The following is a 19,635-nucleotide window of genomic DNA, read 5'->3' as shown; positions in this document are numbered from 1 at the left end:
TCCCTCGTCCACCGAGGCGCCCGGGCCTGCACAGCATCCCTTCGGGGGTCCGGGTGGCGAAGCCCCCGGCCCCGCGGCGAAGCCGCGGATGTCACAGCGCCGCCTCGCAAGCGAAGACTTGGCCGATGAGATCGGTTCGCCGCACCGCGTCCACACCGCGCAGGACGTGGTCGGCACCCTGCTCAGGGGAAACTGGGCGGTCTTCGCCCACGAATGGGCCGATCCGGACGGGATCGACCCGAAGCACTGGCGGGACGTCGTCGAGGCCGCCGCGGAGGCGGCCGGGGTCGACGTCGAGTTCGTGGTCATCCCGCGCCGGTCCCTGACCGTCGTGTTCAACCGGGCGGTGCCGCCCACTTTCGAGCAGGTCCGCGCGTCGATCGAGGTGATCGAACGCACGCGCCGGCCGAGCTGAACCTCCGACACCCAAGTAGCCACCTCGCCGGCGCGAGGTGGCTACTTTTGCCCCTGGTCCAGGGCCAGGCGGTACGGAATGATCGATTCGTGACTCCTGAGCGACCGATCAGACACTGCGGGCTATCGTCTGACCCGTTCGGGAAAGTTCCGTGACACTTTGGATACCAGCGAAAGAACCTAGATATTTACCAACCGTCACGGGACACTGATCGGGGGACTCACGTACCGTAACTGACTCATGACTGCCTGGTTGTCTCGTCACCTGCGGTCATAGAGGGGTCACGGTCTGCACAAACAGTTCGGGAGAAACGCATGGCAGCACCGCCCGACCGGGTCACGTTCCGCGAGGTGTTCGGAGTCGCCGAGTTCCGGGCGCTGTGGTTCGGGGAACTGCTGTCGATCGCCGGTGACCAGCTGGCCAGGGTCGCGCTGTCCATCCTCGTGTTCACCGGGACCAGCTCGGCGACCCTGACCGGCCTGACGTACGCCCTGACCTACGCCCCTTCGCTGCTGGGCGGCATCTTCCTGACCGGCTTCGCCGATCGCTTCCCCCGCCGCAGCGTGATGGTGCTCGTCGACCTGCTGCGGGCCGCGCTGATCCTGCTGGTCGCGTTGCCCGGCATCCCGTTCTGGCTGATGTGCGTGCTGGTCGGCGGGGTCTCGCTGGTCAACCCGCCGTTCAAGGCGTCCCAGCTGGCACTGCTGCCGCAGGTGCTCGAAGGCGACCGGTTCGTCGTCGGGATGGGCATCCGCAGCATGACCGTGCAGAGCGCCCAGCTGCTCGGCTTCGCCGGCGGCGGCGCGCTGCTGATCGCCCTCGACCCGCACGTCGCGCTGGTCGTCGACGCCGCCACTTTCGTGCTGTCGGCCCTCTTCGTCCGGTTCGGCGTCCGCGCGCGGCCGGCCGCGGCGACCGGCGAGCAGCGGAAGTCCTTCTTCGCGACGCTCGGCGGCGGTGGCCGGACGGCGTTCGCGAGTTCGCCGTTGCGGGCGCTGGTGCTGTTCACCTGGCTGATGGGGCTCCTGCCGGTCTACGAAGGCATCGCCGCGCCGTACGTCTCGGCGTCGGGCGGCGGCCCCGAGGCGATCGGCCTGCTGCTGGCGGCCGACCCGATCGGCAGCGTCATCGCGACCTTCGCCTACACGCGCTGGGTGCCTGCGCGGCTGCGGCCGAAGCTGATCGGCCCGCTGTCGGCGCTGTGCGCGGTCCCGCTGGTGCTGTGCTTCCTGAACCCCGGCCCGGTGTCGTCGATCGCGCTCTTCATCGTGTCGGGCGGCTTCGGCACGATCTGCCTGCTGCAGGCGACCGCGTCACTGACCCTGGCCGTGCCCGACGAGCAGCGCGCGCAGGTGATGGGCCTGTCCAACACCGGGCTCACCACGATGATGGGCGTCAGCCCGCTGATCGGGGGCGTGCTCGCGGACCAGCTCACGCCACACGGGACGGTGGGGATCTTCGGCGTCGCCGGGATCCTGCTCACCCTGCCGCTGGCCGCGCTGTGGGCTCGCACCCTGTCCGGCGATCCTCAACGATCCGGTGACAAAGAAGCCGCACGCGCCGAACATGCTTGACATGCTCCGCGCGTGGGCCCGACCCTGCGCGACCTTGCGGTGCGCTGTGCGGTCACTGATCTTTGCCGCGCATCGCTGGCCACCTCTCGTTCCGGTGTCAACCAAAAAGTACACACCGAAAGCCCTTGTGGACAGCACGCAAACGATCTGAAACTGTCCGTGAGTAGATTGTCACCGTTCAGCTGCGCAAGGGTCTGGGGGAAAAATGGTCACATCGGGGGAACGGTCTGGACAAGGCTCGGTTCATGGGGTTGCCGACTGGGCACTGTGGACCCGGCCACGAGCCTGGGTCGCCGTCACGCTCACCGCCATCGCCGTCATGCTGGCCTGGACCGCGGCCGCCACGCTCACGATCCCGGTCACGCTCGCGAACGTGGGGACGTTCGCGCTGCTCACCGCCCTGGCGGTGACCCAGACCGAGGTCAGCAGGCGCATCGAACGCCAGCGCCGGATCCTGAGCAACGGCCCGCACATCAACATGACGTCGGTCTGGCTGCTGCCCGCCGGGCTGCTCGTGCCGCCGCAGCTGGTGGCCGTCCTGGGCACGGTGCTCTACGTCTACCTCGCGTTCCGTAGCTGGTCTGGCACCCGTCCGGGTGAAGCTCACCGGGTGGCGGCCAACGCGACCACGATGATCCTTTCCGGCTTCGCCGCCGGTCTCGTCGCGGACGTCTTCAGCGGGCACGGGATGGTGGCCGTCGCACTGGCCGCCACGGCGTTCTTCACCGCCAACACCGCGCTGACCGGCCTCGGCCTGTACCTGGCCGCCCCGGAGAAGGCGACCGCCGAAGGCTGCCTCGGCAACATGGACGACAACCTGCTGGAGCTGGCCACCCTGTGCGTCGGCGGCCTGCTCGTCATGGTCCTGACCACCGAGCCGCTGCTGTCGGTGCTGGTCATCCTGCCGCTGTACGTGCTGCAGCGGTCCGTGCTGATCAAGCGGCTCGAGGAGCTCGCCACCACCGACCAGAAGACCCAGCTGCTCAACGCCACCACGTGGCAGGACGGCGCGCAGCGCGAGATTTCGCGCGCCCAGCGGGAAAACGGCAGCTTCGGCGCCCTGATGATCGACCTCGACCACTTCAAGCGGATCAACGACACCTACGGGCACCTCGCGGGGGACGACGTGCTCAAGGCGGTCGCCGCCGTGGTCAAGCAGGAGACCCGGGCGCACGACCTGGTCGGCCGGTTCGGCGGCGAGGAGTTCGTCGCCCTGCTGCCCGCGACGTCCAAAGAGGACGCGATCGTCACGGCGGAGCGGATCCGGCAACGGGTCAGCGAGCTGATCATCAGCACCAAGACCAACGAAGGCGCCGCCGTCGACATCCAGCGCCAGACAGCATCCATCGGCGTCGCCGCCTACCCGCTCGACGGGGCGTCGATCGAGGAAGTGATGGCGTCCGCCGACGCGGCCGTGTACGCGGCCAAGCACGGCGGCCGCAACCGGGTGGTGGGGTCCGTCGAAGTGGCCTTGGCCGCGGCTTAGCTGTCACCGCAGCCGGTCGATGACGTCGCTCGCCTTCGTCTGGAGGCGGGCGACCCCGCCGACGGTGAACTCGGTGAGCAGGTCGATCAGGGCGTCCTGGTCCGGCGGCTCGCCGTCCCAGGTGGCCTGCACCAGTGACTCGGTCATGGCGAAGAAGAGCGTGACGAGGGCGCGGTCCGCGCGCCCGGAGTCGATGCCGTGCGCGGCCCACCGCTTGCGGCTGGCTTCGGCGTAGACGACGGCCAGCCTCTCCCTCAACCGGGTGAGAGCGGGGTCGCCCGCGCGCTCGGCCGCGCGGAGCACTCCGTAGCCCTCGGGGTGGGCGGCGACGAAGGTGACCATGTTGGCGTAGTTGGCGCGCGCCCAGGCACGCAGGCCGGGCTGCGTGTCGGCCACCGACGGCCCCGCGATGGCGGCGAAGGCGCTTTCCTCGGTAGCGGCCACGACCTCGGCGAACAGGGTCGCGCGGTCGCCGAACTGCTCGTAGACGGCCTGCCGCGAGACGCCGGCTTCGCGCGCGATCTGCTCGATCGTCGCGCCTTGCATCCCGTGCTGCGCGACGACCCTCGCCGTCGCCTGCAGCACCCGGGCGCGCTGCTCGGAGACGGGCAGCTTGCGCGGCCGCCCGCGCGGGGCCGGGCTTGACATAGTGCTCCACCTCACGTGATTCTTTTTCCGACACCTCTGTCCAAAAAGGTGTTCCCCGCGCACCCGCCCTGCTCAACGAGGAGCAAGCATGCGTATCTTCCTCCGCCGCGCCCTGTCCGCGGCCGTCGCCACGATTTCCGTTCTGGCACTGGCGACGCTCGGCCCGCCATCGGCCTCCGCCGCGTCCTTCTACGATCCCCCGTCCCCCTTGCCCGCCGGCCACGACGGCGACGTCATCCGCCACGAGGCGTCGACGTTCTACATCGACCCGATCCAGCTGATCAAGGCCGACGCGAACGTGCAGCGGATCATGTACCTCAGCCGCGACACGCACGACGCGCCGATCGCGGTGACCGGCACGGTGCTGACCCCGCGGTCGGCGTGGCACGGCACCGGCGCGCGCCCGATCGTCTCCTACGCCGCCGGCACCCAGGGCGAGGGCGACGACTGCGCGCCGTCGAAAGCGCTTGCCGCGGGCTTCGAGTACGAAGGTCCGTTCATCGCCGGGCTGCTGACGCGGGGCTACGGCGTCGTCGTCACCGACTACGAAGGGCTCGGCACCCCGGGCGACCACACGTACGTCAACCGCGCGGCGGAGGCGCACGCGGTGCTCGACGCGATCCGCGCGGCGCAGCGACTGCCGGAAGCGGGGCTCCCGGACGACGGCCCGGTCGCGATCGCGGGCTACTCCCAGGGCGGCGGCGCGTCGGCCGCGGCGGCGGAGCTCCAGCCGAGCTACGCGCCCGAGCTGAACCTCAAGGGCGCCTACGCGGGCGCGGTGCCGGCCGACCTCGCCGAGGTGGCCAAGAACCTCGACGGCCACTACGCGGTCGGCTTCCTCGGCTTCGCGCTGGTGAGCATGAACTACGCGTACCCGGAGCTGAACATCCCGGCGCTGCTCAACACGCGCGGCAAGCAGCTGTTCGAGCAGGTCCGGACCGAGTGCACGGTCGAGGCGATCGCCGCCCACGCGTTCACGCAGTCGTCGACGCTGACCAACGACGGCCGCTCGCTGATCTCGTACCTCGGTGACGAGCCGTACCGGTCACGGGTGGCCGAGCAGAAGATCGGGGCGCTGAAGCCGGCGGTGCCGGTGCTGATCGTGCACAGCGCGCTCGACGACATCGTGCCCTACGCGCAGGACCGCGACCTGGGCCGGACGTGGTGCGGCAAGGGCGTGCAGGTGCAGTTCAGCACGACGCTGATCCCGACCCACGTGCTCGCCGCGGTACGAGCGTTCCCGGAGGCGTTCGCCTGGCTGGAAGGCCGCTTCGCCGGCCTCCCGGCGCCCGTGAACTGCGGCTGGTTCTGACCGCCTCGTGAGTGAGTAACAGTGTTCTAACACTGTTACTCACTCACGACACGGGTCACTTCAAGCCGGTGGCCTCGGACGCGGCGGGGTCGGAGTCGGCGAGGAACGTCCGGCAGCGCTCGTACTCCTCGGTCTCGCCGATCTTGCCGGCGGCCTTGCCCAGGACGGCGAGGGCACGCAGGAACCCCTGGTTGGGGCGGTGCGACCACGGCACCGGGCCGAAGCCCTTCCAGCCCGCGCGGCGCAGCTGGTCGAGACCCCGGTGGTAGCCGGTGCGGGCGTACGCGTACGCGGCGACGGTCTCGCCCGCGTCGAAGGCCTTCTCGGCCAGCGAAGCCCACGCCTCGCTGTAGTAGGGGTGTTCGGCGGCGACGGCGGCCGGGTCGTTCCCGGCGTCGAGCGCGGCCTGGGCGGCGGTGTGCTCGGGCAGCAGCGTCGGCTCGGGGCCGAGCAGGTTGTGCGTCATGCCGCCCATTCTGCCTCTAGAAGAACAGGCTCCCGATGACCCCGGCACCGGCCAGCACCCGTGCGGCGACCAGCACGCCCGCGACAACTCGTTTCGGCATCATGGCGGCACACCCTGCCAAGCCGGGCCTGCCGGAAGCAAGTTCGCCACCCCTACGGGTGAACCCCGATTTTCGCGTCCTTTGCCACGGTCTTGGCCCACTCGTGACCATGACCGGCCATGATGTCCGGCATGGCCAAGACAGTCGACGTCCCGGCGGACGTGATCCCGCGCAGCCCGATCGCCAAGACGCGGCTGTTCTTCACGCGGCACTGGCACCGCGGCGCCCCTGGGCAGCCGACGCCGGACTGGGTGCTGCGGTTCTGCTACGGGATGTGGCTGACGGCGTTCGCGTTCAAGCTGGTCGGCTCGTCGTGGGACATGTCGTGGCACTTCCGGTGGCTGCGCGACGACCTGGCACCGCCGCACCTGATCAACACCGTGGGCACGGTGATCATCGTGGTGCTGGTGGCGATCCACAGCTACACGGGCCTGGGAGCCGACAAGACGTCACTGCGGCTGATGCAGATCGGCCTGCTGACGTTCCTGGTCGCGGCACCGCTGGACGTCATCAACCACCGCGTCAACGGCCTCGACCTGACCGCGTGGAGCCCGTCGCACATGATGCTCTACCTGGGCACGGGCATCATGCAGGCCGGCGTGCTCCTCGGCTGGCTGCGCCTCGCGCCGCCCGGCCGCTTCCGCACGGGCGTGCTGCTCGGGCTGTGGGCGTTCTTCCTGGAGAACACGTTCTTCCCGAACGGCCAGCAGGAGTACGGCATCCTCGGCCTGCGGGCGTGGGAGCGCGGGACGCCGGAGGCCGAGAAGTCGCTGCTGGACTTCGCGGCCAACCAGATCGGCCACCCGGTCGACCGGACCGCGGTCCTGCACTTCACGATGCCGATCCCGGAGTGGGTGTACCCGCTGTGGGGCATCGGAGTGATGGCGTTGATCCTGGTCTTGGCGCGCCGCACGCTGGGCTTCCGCTGGGCGGCTTCTTCGGTGGCGCTCGCGTACGTCGCGTACCGGTCGGTGATGTGGCCGCTGCTCCTGGGCCTGGGCTTCCCGGTGTCGACGGTGCCCTTCTACCTGCTGGCGGTGGGCCTCGCGGTGGACCTGGCGTTCGCGATGGCCACCGGCGTCTTGCGCGCCGGCGCGGGGGCGCTGCTGGTGACGGCGTTCGGGTACGGCGCGTTCTGGCTGCAGTCGCAGTTCCGCCCGTGGGTCCTCGGGGACGCCCACACGGAGTCGGCACCCCCGGCGGCGTACTGGACGGCTTTGGTGGTGCTGGCCGGGGTGTTCGTCCTGTGGGCGGCGGCCGGCCCGGCCTCGCGCCGCTGGTCAGCGAGGCGAGTAACGGTGTAGCACACGGTGCTACACTCGCTTGGTGAACGTCATCAGCCAGCGGGAGTTCCGGAACAACTCGGCCGCGATCATGGACGCGGTCGAAGCCGGCGAGACGTACCACGTCACCCGGAACGGCGTGGAGATCGCCGAACTGCGCCCGGTGTCACGCCGGAAGCGGTTCACCGCGGCAGAGCTGGTCAAGCGGCACAAGCGACTGCCCCGGGTCGACGCCGCCGAGTTGCGGCGAGATGCCGACGAGTTCTTCGGCGACGACGGTCGCCTCAGCGACGACGACAACCCCTGGGAACGCAAGCGTGCCTGAACGTCATGCCGCCGGCGTGCTCGACACCTGTGCTTACCTCGAACTCGGCTCGCTGGATCCGGGACTGCTTCCGGACTTCCCGGAGATCACCGCAGTGACCATGGCCGAACTCCACCAAGGCGTCGTCATGACGACAGACCCGGCTGTGAAGGCGCTGCGGAACGAGCAGCTGGGAGCAGCCATCGTCGAATTCACACCCTTGCCGTTCGACGGTGAGGCCGCAGCGCGATACGGCTCGCTGGTGGCGATGACCTTGGCCGCGGGCCGGTCACCCAGACCGCGCCGGCTGGACTTGATGATCGCCGCGATCGCCTCCGTGCACGGCCTGCCCCTGTACACCCGCAACGCAAAGGACTTCCGCGGTCTCGGGAGCCTGCTGGAAGTCGTCGAGGTCTGAACACGACGAAGGGCCGCCACGAGAAGTGGCGGCCCTTCGCGCGTGACTACTTGAGCTTCGTACCCGCCGAGCCCAGCGCCTGGCAAGCCTCGACCACGCGAGCCGCCATGCCGGCTTCCGCGGCCTTCAGGTACGACCGCGGGTCGTAGACCTTCTTGTTGCCGACCTCGCCGTCGATCTTCAGCACGCCGTCGTAGTTCTTGAAGAAGTGGTCCACGATCGGGCGCGTGAACGCGTACTGCGTGTCCGTGTCGACGTTCATCTTCACCACGCCGTACGACACCGCCTCGCGGATCTCCTCCGGGAGCGAGCCCGAGCCGCCGTGGAAGACCAGCTCGAACGGCTTCGCGCCGCTGTCCAGGCCGAGCTTCTTCGCCGCCGCCTCCTGGCCGCCCTTCAGGACGTCCGGGCGCAGCTTCACGTTGCCCGGCTTGTACACGCCGTGGACGTTGCCGAACGTCGCGGCCAGCAGGTAGCGGCCCCTCTCGCCCGCACCCAGCGCGTCGATCGTCTTCAGGAAGTCGCCTTCGGCGGTGTACAGCTTCTCGTTGATCTCCGCCTCGACGCCGTCCTCTTCGCCGCCGACGACGCCGATCTCGACCTCGAGGACGATCTTCGCGGCCGCCGTCTTGGCCAGCAGCTCCGCGGCGATCTCGAGGTTCTCGTCGAGGTCGATCGCCGAGCCGTCCCACATGTGGGACTGGAACAGCGGGTTCTGGCCGTTCTTCACGCGCTCGGCCGAGATCTCGATGAGCGGGCGGACGAAGCCGTCCAGCTTGTCCTTCGGGCAGTGGTCGGTGTGCAGCGCGACGTTCACGCCGTACTTCGCCGCCACGACCTGGGCGAACTCCGCGAGCGCGGTCGCGCCGGTCACCATGTCCTTGACCTTCTGGCCCGACGCGAACTCCGCGCCGCCGGTGGAGAACTGGATGATGCCGTCGCTCTCCGCCTCGGCGAAGCCGCGGATGGCGGCGTTCACGGTCTCGGACGAGGTCACGTTGATGGCCGGGTAGGCGAACTCGTTCGCCTTGGCCCGATCGAGCATCTCCGCGTAGACCTCGGGGGTGGCGATGGGCATCGTTACTCCTCCTTGGCACAGGGTGGTCCCGACCGCATCGTACGAGGTCGGCCGCCGCCGCACACCGGTCCCCGGGCAGAAACTCGGACAGCGCAGCTCCGCTGCTCCGTTGAGGGTGGCGGCGGGGGCATGGATGGACTTCTCCGCACGTGGAATCGGTTCAGAAGAGAGGTGTCCGGCCGCCGGGCGCACCGGCGGCCGGACCGGGATCACAGCAGCTCGGAGGCCAGCGCGCGGTACGCCGGCCACGGGTCCTCGTTCAGCACCTGGACCACCACCTGGTCCGCCCCCGCTTCGAGGTGGGCCGACAGCCCTCGCGCCACCGTCGCGGCGTCGCCGTGCAACGCCAGCGCGTCGATCAGGCGGTCGCTTCCCTCGCCTTCCAGGTCGGAGTCCGTGAAGCCGAGCTTGCGCAGGTTGGCGACGTAGTTCGAGAGGCCGAGGTAGTACTTCACCGTCTGGCGGCCGATGCCGCGGGCCTTCTCGGTGTCGGTCTCGACGACGACCTTGTGCTCCGGGGCCAGCAGCTTGCCCGCGCCGAGGATCTCCCGGGTGCCGCGGGTGTGCTCCGGCGTGGTCAGGTACGGGTGCGCGCCCGCCGTGCGATCGCCGGCCAGCTTGACAACCTTCGGGCCGAGCGCGGCCAGCGCCCGGCCTTCGACGGGCACCCCCGCCTTGTCGAGGCCGTCGAGGTAGTCGACCAAGGCCTCGTACGGCTTCTTGTACTCCTTCGTCGCTTCGCGGTGGCCCGCGCCGACGCCGAGCAGGAAGCGGTCCGGGTACTTCCCCGCGATCCGCTCGTACGCCTTCGCGATCGAAGCCGGTTCGTCCTGCCAGATGTTCACGATGCCGGTCGCGATGACCAGCGAGTCCGTCGCCGCGAGCAGGTCGTCCACGGGCGCCAGGTCGCCGCTGGGCGAGCCGCCCAGCCAGATCGCGCCGTAGCCGAGCTTCTCCGCGTCGGCCGCGAACTTCGCGTCGACGTTTGCGTGGTACCGCCAGATTCCGAGTTTGCCCAGTTCGATTGCCATGGAACACTCCAACGCGTGGGACGGCGATTTTCCTCCCGGGATCGGCGAATTAGTGTCGGAGTCATGACCAAGCTCGGCAACACCGACCTCGACGTGTACGGACTCAACCTCGGCGGCAACGTCTTCGGCTGGACGGCGGACGAGCCGCAGTCCTTCGCCGTGCTGGACGCCTACGCCGCGGCGGGCGGCAACTTCGTGGACTCCGCCGACCTCTACGGCGGCGGCGGGGGCTCGGAGGAGATCCTGGGCAACTGGCTCGAAGCACGCGGCCGCCGTGACGACTTCGTCATCGCCACCAAGGTCGGCTTGTGGGAGGGCCGGCCGGGCCTGTCCGCGAAGAACATCCAGGCCGCCGCGGAGGACTCCCTGCGCCGCCTGAAGACCGACCACATCGACCTCTACTACGCCCATCGGGACGATCCGGACACCCCGCTCGAAGAGACCCTCGAAGCGTTCGACGCACTGGTCCGCGCGGGCAAGGTGCGCTACCTCGGCGCCTCGAACTACAGCGCCGAACGGCTCGCCGACGCACTGTCCATTTCGGACCGCAACGGGCTCGCGCGGTACGCCGTGCTGCAGCCGCACTACAACCTCGTCGAGCGGGACTACGAGCGCGACCTCGCCCCGCTCGTCGAGCGGGAAGGCCTGGCCACCCTGCCGTACTTCTCCCTCGCGAAGGGTTTCCTGACCGGCAAGTACCGCACGAAGGACGAGACCGGCGACAGCCCGCGCGCCGCCCGCGCCGCGTCCTATTTGGACAGCCGAGGCGAGCGCGTGCTGGCGGCGCTCGACGAAGTGGCGCGGGCGCACGGCGTTTCGGTCGCCACGGTGTCGCTCGCGTGGCTGCGCGTACAGCCGACGGTCGCCGCCCCGATCGCCAGCGCCCGGACGACCGAACAGCTCACCGACCTGATCGCCTCCGTGTCGCTCGACCTCACCGAAGCCGAGGTCACCGCCCTGGGTGACGCCGCGAGCTGAACATACCGACGGGTAGCTTACTGCGGGTAAGTTGAGGTACGGTGCCTCCGAAGCGACGTCTAGGAGGCACCGTGGCCAACCCATTTTCGCTGCTGAGCGGCACCAAGAAGGTCGACGGCAAGGTCGTGCTGATCACCGGCGCGGCCCGCGGCATCGGCGCCGGGCTGGCCGAGCGGCTCGCCGCCCGCGGCGCGAAGGTCGCCCTGGTCGGGCTCGAAGCCGAGGAGCAGCGGAAGGTCGCCGACCGGATCGGGCCGGACGCGAAATCCTGGGAAGCCGACGTCACCAGCTGGGACGCGCTCGAGCGCGCCACCGCCGGTGTCGTCGAGCACTTCGGCGGGATCGACATCGTCATCGCGAACGCCGGCATCGCCACCGCGGGCTTCGTCCGCTCGGTCGACCGGGCCGCGTTCGAGAAGGTCATCGAAGTCGACCTGCTCGGCGTCTGGCGCACGTTCCGCGTCACGCTCCCGCACGTCATCGAGCGCAAGGGCTACCTGCTGGCCATCTCGAGCATGGCGGCGATCGCGCACGCACCGGGCATGGCGAACTACGCCGCCGCCAAGGCCGGCGTCGAAGCCTTCTCGAACAGCCTCCGCGCCGAGGTCGCCCACCTGGGCGTCAAGGTCGGCGTAGCGCACCCGACGTGGATCCGCACCGACCTCGTCGAGAGCGCCGACGCGCACCCCGTGTTCGGCAAGCTCCGCGCGTCGATGCCCGGCCTGATCGGCAAGACCTACCCGCTTGACGTCGCCCTCGACGACCTCGAAGCCGGCATCCTCAAGCGCGCCCGGACCATCCACGTGCCGCGCTGGGTCGGCGGGCTCAAGCTGTTCCGCGCGTTCCTGCCGCCGGTCATCGAGCTCGGCTCGCGCGCCCGGGTACCGTCGGCGGACAAGGCCGCGCTGGCCGACATCGAGGCGCGCGGCGCGTTCGAATCGGCGGTCACCGGGCACGGCGGACGGGCCGCCACCAAGGGGTGAAGATGTCCCGTCGCGGCCAGATCACGATGACCGACGACGAGGTGCGGGCGTACCTGGCCGGGCAGAAGGTCATCAACGTCGCCAGCATCGGCCCGAACGGCCGCCCGCACCTCGCGCCGCTCTGGTACTTCCCGCACGAAGACGGCGTCGCGACCTGGACGTACGGCACGTCGCAGAAAGCGAAGAACTTCCGGCGGCTCCCTGAAGCGACCGTGCTGGTCGAGGACGGCGACAGCTACGAAAAGCTGCGCGGCGTCTCGTTCGAGGCCGACGTCGAGATCGTCGAGGACCTCGACGAGGTCACCCGGATCGGTACCGCGCTCCTGCAGCGGTACGCCGGAGCCAAGCCCGGCGACCCGGCGACCGCCGAGCTGGAGGCCTTCATCGCAGGCCAGGCCGCCAAACGCATCGGGCTGGTCTTCCGCCCGACCAAGGTCGTCAGCTGGGACCACAGCAAGCTCGGTGGGACGTACTAGCCAGTAAGGGGTACTTCCAAGTAACTGTTACTTGAGGTAACGTCATCTGGGCAGCACCCTCGACGCAGCGGAGGCCGACAGATGACCGAGCGGTTCAAGGTCGTGATCGTGGGCACCGGGTTTTCCGGGCTCGGCCAGGCGATCCAGCTCGAAAAGGCCGGCATCCGGGACTACGTGATCCTGGAGAAGGCCACCGAGGTGGGCGGCACCTGGCGCGACAACTCCTACCCCGGGTGCGCCTGCGACGTGCAGTCGCACATGTACTCGTTCTCGTACGAGCAGAACCCGGACTGGTCGCGGTCGTTCTCGCCGCAGCCGGAGATCTTCGGCTACCTCAAGGGCGTCGCGGACAAGTACCGCCTGCGCGAGAAGATCCGGTTCGGTGTCGAGCTGACCGGCGCCCACTGGGACGAGCAGGAGCGCCGCTGGACGGCGACGACCAGGGACGGCCGCGAATTCGTCGCGCAGTTCCTCGTCTCCGGCGTCGGCGGCCTGCACATCCCGCAGATCCCCGGCCTGTCCGGCATCGCGAACTTCCGGGGGCAGACTTGGCACTCCGCGCGGTGGAACCACGAGTACGACCTGCGCGGCAAGCGGGTCGCCGTGGTCGGGACGGGTGCCAGCGCCGTCCAGTTCGTCCCGCGGATCGCCCCCGAGGTCGCCGAGCTGACGCTGTTCCAGCGCACGCCGCCGTGGATCATGCCGAAGCCCGACCACGCCATGCCGTCGTGGGCGCAGACGCTGTTCAAGCGCGTCCCGGGCACCCAGCGGGCCTACCGCAACGCGCTGTACTGGTTCTTGGAGGCGCGGGCGATCGGCTTCAACGGCCACCCGGCGATCATGAAGGCCGGCGAGCTGATCGCGAAGCGGAACATCGCGAAGGGCATCAAGGATCCCGCGCTGCGCAAGAAGGTCACGCCGGACTACACGATGGGCTGCAAGCGCGTCCTGATCTCCAACGACTACTACCCGGCGCTGAACCGCCCCAACGTCGACGTCGTCACGGCCGGGATCAAAGAGGTCAAGGCGCACTCGATCGTCGACTCCGCCGGCGTCGAGCACGAAGTCGACGCCATCGTCTACGGCACCGGTTTCAAGGTCACCGACGCGCTGGAGTACCTCGACATCACCGGCGTCGACGGCCGCAACCTCGCCAAGGAGTGGGCGGCCGAGGGCATGCGGACCCACAAGGGCATCACCGTGTCCGGCTACCCGAACCTGTTCTTCCTCCTCGGCCCGAACACCGCGCTCGGCCACAACTCCGTGGTGTTCATGATCGAGTCCCAGGCGCGGTACGTCGTCGACGCCATCAGGCTCGCCGATTCGCGGGGCGCCGCGGCGCTCGACGTCCGGCCCGGGGTGCAGGACGAGTTCCAGCGCGAGATCCAGGACAAGCTGGTCAAGGGCGTCTGGACGCAGGGCGGCTGCAAGAGCTGGTACCTCGACGCCCAGGGCGTGAACCGGACGATCTGGCCCGGGTTCACCTGGCGCTACTGGCTCCAGACGCGGAAGGTGAACCCGGCCGACTACGAGCTTTCCGGACGGGCGTCGTGACCGACGAGCAGCTCGTCCTGCACGCCCGGGACGTCAAGTTCGGCTGGACCGAGCGGCTCGGGATCATCGCCGCGATCGAGCACTACACCGCTATCTGATGCGCAACGACCCGGCACGCCCGGGCCGTGCGTCGCCGCGCTCGTATCGCCGGGCCGCCAAGCGCGGGTTGCTGCCGACCCCGCGTCAGCCGGCGAGGGCCGACCCGGCTGGACGGCAGCGAGCGCACCGACCTCCTCATGTCCACTTTGGTCGGCGTCGTGGGGGTTTACCGGCGTTTGTCGCGATTCAGCGGGAAGCGGCGGCCCGCCGTGCGCGCCGTGGGCCGTGAGCTTTCGCTCCTGGTCGAAACCATCCGGTCCGAGGCCTAGGACGTCGTGAGCCTGCGCCCCGCTGCCGAGCTGGCGACCGGGCGCGCACCTCGACCTCGTGCTGCCCTCCGGCCTGGTCAGGCAGTACTCGCTCTGCGGCGACCCCGGGCGCCGCCAGGGCTTCTGCAGGACCTGCGCGGTGCCGACGGCAGGCGGCGGGTCGACGCGGCTCCGCGTCAACCGCGGCCCCGCCGTGCTCGACCTATGACGGCAGCCAGGCGCCGATCACCGGCTTGAACTCGCGGACGGTCCGCTCGGCGACGACCCCCTCCAGGAAGTACGGGTCCTGGTCGATCGTCTCCTTCAGGTGCGCCTCGTCTTCGGCCTGGTAGAGCGTGATGCCGCCGGTGCCGTCGCCCAGCGGCCCGGCGACCGCGACGCGGCCCTGCTCGGCCAGCTTGACCAGGAATTCGCGGTGGCGGGGCCGCACCTCCTGCAGCTTCTCCTGGACGTAGGTGATTTCGACGAGGAACCAGGCCATGTGGATCTCCGGGGTGGACGCGGGCGGGACGGACCCGACGCTACCCGTGTCACGGTTGTGTCCCGGCATCCGATCTGTGGCGGGGGCAGGTGAACCGGATAGGCTGGGGATGCGTCAGTACCTGTGTGAGCGCTGTGAATACCGTGAACCTGCTGACGCGGCACACCGTGCAAGCCGGGGTCGAGAACAGGCAGGGGTTCATGCTCGAGGGCAATGCGGAACGCAGCGTCGAGGCGACCCTCGGCCAGCTGCGGGTCATGGACGGTCCGGCCCCGGCGCAGACGCCGGCGCCACTGACCCTCGAAGACCTCTACCGCCAGCACCGGATGCGGCTGGTCCGGCTGGCGATCCTGCTGGTCGACGAGCCCGCGACGGCGGAAGACGTCGTCCAGGAGGCCTTCACCGGCCTGCACCGCAACTGGGGCAGGCTCCGGGACGCCGCGGCCGCGGTCGGCTACCTGCGCACCGCGGTGGTCAACGGGTCGCGCAGCGTGCTGCGCCGCCGCAAGACCGCCCGCGAGTACGTGCCGCCGCACGCGGTGAACGCGCGGTCCGCCGAGAGCCTCGCGATGCTCTCCAGCGAGCACCAGGCGGTGGTCAGCGCGCTGTCCAAGCTGCCGCCCCGCCAGCGCGAAGTGCTGGTGCTGCGTTACTACGGTGGGCTGAGCGAGGCCGAAATCTCTGAGGCCGCGGGTATCTCCAAGGGTACCGTTAAATCGACCGCCAGCCGGGCGCTCGAGGCACTCCAGAAGGCCATGCAGACTCCACAGTGACCCGGGTGGACCACTCCGATCACTGAGTCGTATCACCATGCTTGGTCCAGACCAATATATGCTTGAGCGCGTGAGAGGCGCCGGAGATTTCGTGATCATGGGCGGCCGGGTGGCCGCCCCGGACCGTGTACTCGACGACGGCTGGGTAGCCGTCACCGACGGGCGGATCGCCGGCGTGGGTTCCGGGACCCCGCCGTCCGGCGAGCACGTGGACGTCGGAGGGGCGCTGGTCGTCCCCGGGTTCATCGACACCCACTGCCACGGCGGGGGAGGTGCTTCGTTCACCTCCCTCGATCCCGGGGAACTCCTGACGGCGGTGCGAGCGCACCGCCGTCACGGCACCACGACCATGCTCGCCAGCCTGGTCTCCGACCCGGTCGACATCCTGCGTGAGCAGGTCGCCGCGCTGCGTGAGCTCGTCCAGGACGGCGAGGTCGCGGGCATCCACCTGGAAGGGCCGTTCATCTCGAAGGCCCGGTGCGGGGCGCACGACCCGGAGACGCTGCTCGAGCCGGACACCGGCACGGTCGAGAAGCTCCTGCGCGCGGGCCAGGGCGCGATCCGGATGGTCACCATCGCCCCCGAGCTGCACGGCGGTGTGAAGGCCGTCCGGCAGCTGGCCGAGTCCGGCGTCATCGCCGCCATCGGGCACACCGACGGCGTCGAAGAGCAGCTCCTGCCCGCCATCGACGCGGGCGCGACCGTCGCGACCCACCTGTTCAACGGCATGCGGCCGCTGCACCACCGCGAGCCCGGGCCGATCGGGGCCCTGCTGGACGACGAGCGCATCACCATCGAGCTCATCTGCGACCTGGTGCACCTGCACCCGACCGTGGTGCGCCTGGCCGCGAAGCACGCGGGCCGCGACCGGACGGTGCTCATCACCGACGCGATGTCGGCCACCGACGCCGCCGACGGCCGCTACACGCTGGGCCGGCTCGAGGTCGACGTGCACGACGGCGTCGCCACCCTCGCCGACAACGGCTCCTTGGCCGGCAGCACCCTGACGATGGACACCGCCTTCCGCAATCTGGTCCGGGGTGCGAAACTCGGCATTCTCGACGCGGTGCACGCGACGTCGCAGCGGCCCGCCGAGCTGCTCGGCATCGCCGGCCACACGGGGATGCTGTGCTCCGGCTACGCGGCCGACCTCGTGGTCCTCGACCAGGACCTGCGGCCCGCGAAGGTGCTGCGCCGGGGTGAATGGGTCGCCGAGGTGGGTACGGCTACCTTGAGTACGTAGGTACCTACGAGTGAGACGGGCGGAGATGAGCGAGCCGAAGGACCCCGAGCAGCTGCTGGCGGACGCCCTTCGCGCGCAAGCCGTCTTCGCCCCTTCAGCGTCACCGGCCCCGGCACCCGAGCCGGCCACGGACGCGGTCCCCACCACCGGGATCAACGAGCTGCCGTCGGCGTACGGCCTGCTGTCGGGGGCGAGCGCGGACTCCCTGGAGCGCGAGCGGGCGGCCCTCGACGCCGCGTCCAGCGCGCCGACGGCGTTCGCTCCGCCACCGCCACCACCGCCTCCGCGCACGTCGGCGCAGCTGCCCGCGTACTGGATCTTGCTGCTGGCCGTGCTGCTGGGGCTCGCCGCGGGGTCCGTGGTCGGCCTGCTCACCCTGGTCTGACGGGTCTCAGTCACGACTCAGGGTGACCCTGTACCGTTTTTGGGGTGATTCTCGCCCAGAGCACGGTCAACACGATGTCGCTCCTGCCGTCATGGCTGGACCCGCAGCACCTGCTGAGCGGCCTGACGGCGCCGGTCCTCGCGGTGCTGTGCCTGATCATCTTCATCGAGAGCAGCATCTTCCCGGTGCTGCCTGGTGATTCCCTGCTCTTCACGGCGGGCCTGTTCATCGCGAACGGCACCCTCGACGCGCCGTTGTGGCTGGTCTGCGTGCTGGTGACGGCCGCGGCGCTGCTCGGCAACGTCGTCGGCTACTACATCGGCTACTTCGCCGGGCCCAAGCTGTTCAACCGGCCGGACTCGAAGTTCTTCAAGCGCGAGTACGTCGACAAGACGCACGAGTTCCTCGAGAAGCACGGCCCGAAGGCGGTCGTCCTGGCCCGGTTCGTGCCCTTCGTCCGGACGTTCATCACGTGGATCGCGGGCATCGGCCGCATGGACCCGAAGCGCTACTTCACGTACACGGTGATCGGCGGCATCCTGTGGGCCGCAGGCATCACGATCCTCGGCTCGCTGCTGGGCAACATCGGGTTCATCCGCAACAACGTCGACGCGATCTTCGTGCTGATCGTGCTCGTGTCGGTCGTCCCGATCGGGCTCGAGTACCTCAAGTCCCGCCGCGAGAAGAAGGCCGTGGCGGAGACCGACCCCGAGGTCACGCAGCGGATCCCGCGCATCAAGGACTGAGTACCGAGGACTGACCGGCCCGGAACTGTCGTACCCCCGGAGTAACGTGAAATCCGGGGGTCCCCCAGGCCGGGGACCTCTCTTAGCGCAGGTCAGGGCATCGAGAACATCGAACCCGGGTTGAACAGGTTCTCCGGGTCGAGGGCCTGCTTGATCTGCCGGTGCACCCGCATGGCGATCGGCCCGATCTCCCGCTCCAGCCACTCGCGCTTGATCTTGCCGATGCCGTGCTCGCCGGTCACCGTGCCGCCGAGGGAGAGCGCGACCTCGAGGATGTCGTCGAACGCGCGGCGGGCGCGGGCGAACTCGTCCTGGTCGCCGGGCTGGTAGACGATCGTCGGGTGCATGTTGCCGTCGCCCGCGTGGCCGACCACGGCGATCCGCAGGCCGACCTCTTCGCTGATCTTCTCGCAGCCGTGGATCAACTCGGCGATCCGCGTCCGCGGGACGCAGACGTCGTCGGTCAGCCAGACCCCGTACATCTCCAGCGCGGTCAGCACGACCCGGCGGACCTGCAGCAGCATCCGGCCTTCTTCGAGGTCCTCGGTCGTGTAGGCCAGGTCCGCGCCGCAGTCGACGCAGATCTGCTCCAGCTTGGCCAGCTCACGGCGGGCGACCTCGCCACCGGCGTCCGACTGGCCGAGCAGCAGGGCCCGGCAGTCCGAACCCGCGCCGAGGTCGGTCTTGAGGTACGTCTCGGCCGCCTTGATCGACGACGCGTCCATGATCTCCAGCAGTGACGGCACGAGCCCCTCGCGGACGACCCGGGCGACCGCCTCCCCGGCGGCCTCGGTGGTGCTGAAGCCCGCGACGAGCGTCGCCGGTACCTGCGGCAGCGGCTTGAGCTGGACGGTCGCCTGTGTGATGACCCCGAGGGTGCCCTCGCTGCCGACGAACAGCCGCGCGAGGTCGTACCCGGCGACACCCTTGACCGTGCGCCGCCCGGTCTTGAGCAGCGAGCCGTCGGCCAGCACGACCTCGAGGCCGAGGACGGAGTCGGTGGTCACGCCGTACTTCACGCAGCAGAGGCCGCCGGCGTTGGTGGAGAGGTTGCCGCCGATCGTGCACCAGTCGTAGCTGGACGGGTCCGGCGGGTAGAACAGGCCCTGCTTCTCGACGGCGTTGCGGAAGTCCAGGTTGACGACGCCGGGCTGCACGACGGCGAGCCGGTTGCCCGGGTCGATCTCGACGATCCGGTCCAGCTTGGCCAGCGACAGCGTGACGCACCCGTCGATGGCGTTCGCCGCGCCGGAGAGCCCGCTGCCCGCCCCGCGCGGCACGATCGGCACCTTGGCCTCGGCGCACGCCTTGACGACGGCCTGCACCTGCTCGACGTTCGCCGGCAGCACCACCGCCAGCGGCTTGCCCGACGGCGCCAGCGGCATCATGTCGCGGGCGTAGGAGGCGGTGACGTCGGAATCGGTGAGCACGGCGCTCTTGCCGAGCAAGTCGCGGAGCCGGCTGACAAAAGCTTCGTTGCCCATGACTCGATGGTAAGCCCGCGGAGTCCGCACTGCGGAAAGTTTGTTTCGA

General features: G+C 69.7%; 21 protein-coding genes. 15 read left to right on the top strand and 6 right to left on the bottom strand.

The features are described from left to right. Positions 1-118 precede the first annotated feature (118 nt). The 3 genes from CF165_RS03840 to CF165_RS03830 all read left to right on the top strand — a co-directional run bounded on the left by CF165_RS03840 (position 119) and on the right by CF165_RS03830 (position 3,475). Entirely contained in the window at positions 119-415 is a 297-nt protein-coding gene (locus CF165_RS03840) for a hypothetical protein (protein ID WP_093946013.1), read from the top strand. A 314-nt stretch (positions 416-729) separates the two neighbouring features. Beyond that, positions 730-1,989: an MFS transporter gene (locus CF165_RS03835; RefSeq protein ID WP_093946012.1), complete on the top strand. Its 1,260-nt coding sequence runs from the start codon at positions 730-732 to the stop codon at positions 1,987-1,989. 322 nt (positions 1,990-2,311) lie between these two features. Continuing rightward, complete coding sequence (locus CF165_RS03830) at positions 2,312-3,475, top strand: sensor domain-containing diguanylate cyclase (RefSeq protein ID WP_093946389.1); 1,164 nt, start codon at positions 2,312-2,314, stop codon at positions 3,473-3,475. Positions 3,476-3,478: 3 nt separating this feature from the next. Here CF165_RS03830 and CF165_RS03825 read toward each other — a convergent pair whose 3' ends face one another. Continuing rightward, positions 3,479-4,123: a TetR/AcrR family transcriptional regulator gene (locus tag CF165_RS03825; RefSeq protein WP_093946011.1), complete on the bottom strand. Its 645-nt coding sequence runs from the start codon at positions 4,121-4,123 to the stop codon at positions 3,479-3,481. A gap of 88 nt (positions 4,124-4,211) precedes the next feature. Between CF165_RS03825 and CF165_RS03820 the strand changes: the two genes are divergently transcribed. Further along, positions 4,212-5,435 (top strand): lipase family protein, encoded by a 1,224-nt coding sequence (locus CF165_RS03820; protein WP_093946010.1) that lies wholly within the window; start codon positions 4,212-4,214, stop codon positions 5,433-5,435. A gap of 55 nt (positions 5,436-5,490) precedes the next feature. On the opposite strand, the gene CF165_RS03815 is transcribed toward CF165_RS03820, so the two are convergent. Continuing rightward, positions 5,491-5,901: a DUF3151 domain-containing protein gene (locus tag CF165_RS03815; protein ID WP_093946388.1), complete on the bottom strand. Its 411-nt coding sequence runs from the start codon at positions 5,899-5,901 to the stop codon at positions 5,491-5,493. 231 nt (positions 5,902-6,132) lie between these two features. Between CF165_RS03815 and CF165_RS03810 the strand changes: the two genes are divergently transcribed. From CF165_RS03810 to CF165_RS03800, 3 genes are read left to right on the top strand one after another with little or no spacing between them, the layout of a single operon-like run. Then, on the top strand, positions 6,133-7,305 hold the full coding sequence (locus CF165_RS03810) for a hypothetical protein (RefSeq protein ID WP_240521440.1): 1,173 nt from the start codon (positions 6,133-6,135) through the stop codon (positions 7,303-7,305). Between the two features lie 22 nt (positions 7,306-7,327). Next, positions 7,328-7,609: a type II toxin-antitoxin system Phd/YefM family antitoxin gene (locus CF165_RS03805; RefSeq protein ID WP_093946008.1), complete on the top strand. Its 282-nt coding sequence runs from the start codon at positions 7,328-7,330 to the stop codon at positions 7,607-7,609. Next, entirely contained in the window at positions 7,602-8,006 is a 405-nt protein-coding gene (locus tag CF165_RS03800) for a type II toxin-antitoxin system VapC family toxin (protein ID WP_093946007.1), read from the top strand. Before CF165_RS03805 ends, CF165_RS03800 begins: the two co-directional genes overlap by 8 nt. Positions 8,007-8,052: 46 nt before the next feature. On the opposite strand, the gene fbaA is transcribed toward CF165_RS03800, so the two are convergent. Further along, on the bottom strand, positions 8,053-9,084 hold the full coding sequence (gene fbaA, locus CF165_RS03795; protein WP_093946006.1) for a class II fructose-bisphosphate aldolase: 1,032 nt from the start codon (positions 9,082-9,084) through the stop codon (positions 8,053-8,055). 209 nt (positions 9,085-9,293) lie between these two features. Continuing rightward, the gene (locus CF165_RS03790; protein ID WP_093946005.1) at positions 9,294-10,115 is read right to left on the bottom strand and encodes an LLM class F420-dependent oxidoreductase; all 822 of its coding nucleotides are present in this window, start codon (positions 10,113-10,115) and stop codon (positions 9,294-9,296) included. Positions 10,116-10,178: 63 nt separating this feature from the next. On the opposite strand from CF165_RS03790, the gene CF165_RS03785 reads away from it, so the two are divergent. The 4 genes from CF165_RS03785 to CF165_RS03770 all read left to right on the top strand — a co-directional run bounded on the left by CF165_RS03785 (position 10,179) and on the right by CF165_RS03770 (position 14,106). After that, positions 10,179-11,093 (top strand): aldo/keto reductase, encoded by a 915-nt coding sequence (locus tag CF165_RS03785; RefSeq protein ID WP_093946004.1) that lies wholly within the window; start codon positions 10,179-10,181, stop codon positions 11,091-11,093. A 71-nt stretch (positions 11,094-11,164) separates the two neighbouring features. After that, on the top strand, positions 11,165-12,076 hold the full coding sequence (locus CF165_RS03780; protein WP_093946003.1) for an SDR family oxidoreductase: 912 nt from the start codon (positions 11,165-11,167) through the stop codon (positions 12,074-12,076). 2 nt (positions 12,077-12,078) lie between these two features. Continuing rightward, complete coding sequence (locus CF165_RS03775) at positions 12,079-12,552, top strand: pyridoxamine 5'-phosphate oxidase family protein (RefSeq protein ID WP_093946387.1); 474 nt, start codon at positions 12,079-12,081, stop codon at positions 12,550-12,552. A gap of 81 nt (positions 12,553-12,633) precedes the next feature. Then, the gene (locus CF165_RS03770; RefSeq protein ID WP_093946002.1) at positions 12,634-14,106 is read left to right on the top strand and encodes a flavin-containing monooxygenase; all 1,473 of its coding nucleotides are present in this window, start codon (positions 12,634-12,636) and stop codon (positions 14,104-14,106) included. A 570-nt stretch (positions 14,107-14,676) separates the two neighbouring features. On the opposite strand, the gene CF165_RS03755 is transcribed toward CF165_RS03770, so the two are convergent. Beyond that, a complete protein-coding gene (locus CF165_RS03755; RefSeq protein ID WP_093946001.1) occupies positions 14,677-14,955 on the bottom strand; it encodes a YciI family protein in 279 nt (92 codons plus the stop codon). 200 nt (positions 14,956-15,155) lie between these two features. Here CF165_RS03755 and CF165_RS03750 point away from each other — a divergent pair, with 200 nt between their 5' ends. The 4 genes from CF165_RS03750 (at position 15,156) to CF165_RS03735 (ending at position 18,102) form a co-directional block, all read left to right on the top strand. Continuing rightward, positions 15,156-15,728: a SigE family RNA polymerase sigma factor gene (locus tag CF165_RS03750; protein WP_167441363.1), complete on the top strand. Its 573-nt coding sequence runs from the start codon at positions 15,156-15,158 to the stop codon at positions 15,726-15,728. 91 nt (positions 15,729-15,819) lie between these two features. Further along, positions 15,820-16,971, top strand: a complete 1,152-nt coding sequence (gene nagA, locus CF165_RS03745) for an N-acetylglucosamine-6-phosphate deacetylase (protein ID WP_093945999.1) — start codon at positions 15,820-15,822, stop codon at positions 16,969-16,971. A 25-nt stretch (positions 16,972-16,996) separates the two neighbouring features. Then, positions 16,997-17,356 carry a hypothetical protein gene (locus CF165_RS03740; protein ID WP_093945998.1) on the top strand — a complete coding sequence of 120 codons (360 nt, stop codon included), beginning with the start codon at positions 16,997-16,999 and terminating at the stop codon, positions 17,354-17,356. A 44-nt stretch (positions 17,357-17,400) separates the two neighbouring features. Next, entirely contained in the window at positions 17,401-18,102 is a 702-nt protein-coding gene (locus tag CF165_RS03735) for a DedA family protein (RefSeq protein ID WP_093945997.1), read from the top strand. A 92-nt stretch (positions 18,103-18,194) separates the two neighbouring features. Here CF165_RS03735 and CF165_RS03730 read toward each other — a convergent pair whose 3' ends face one another. After that, a complete protein-coding gene (locus tag CF165_RS03730) occupies positions 18,195-19,586 on the bottom strand; it encodes an FAD-binding oxidoreductase (protein ID WP_167441345.1) in 1,392 nt (463 codons plus the stop codon). Positions 19,587-19,635: the final 49 nt, after the last annotated feature.

Origin of the sequence: Amycolatopsis vastitatis (assembly GCF_002234595.1) — a bacterium.
Taxonomy (GTDB): Bacteria; Actinomycetota; Actinomycetes; order Mycobacteriales; family Pseudonocardiaceae; genus Amycolatopsis; species Amycolatopsis vastitatis.
This window is presented reverse-complemented; position numbering and strand designations above follow the sequence as displayed.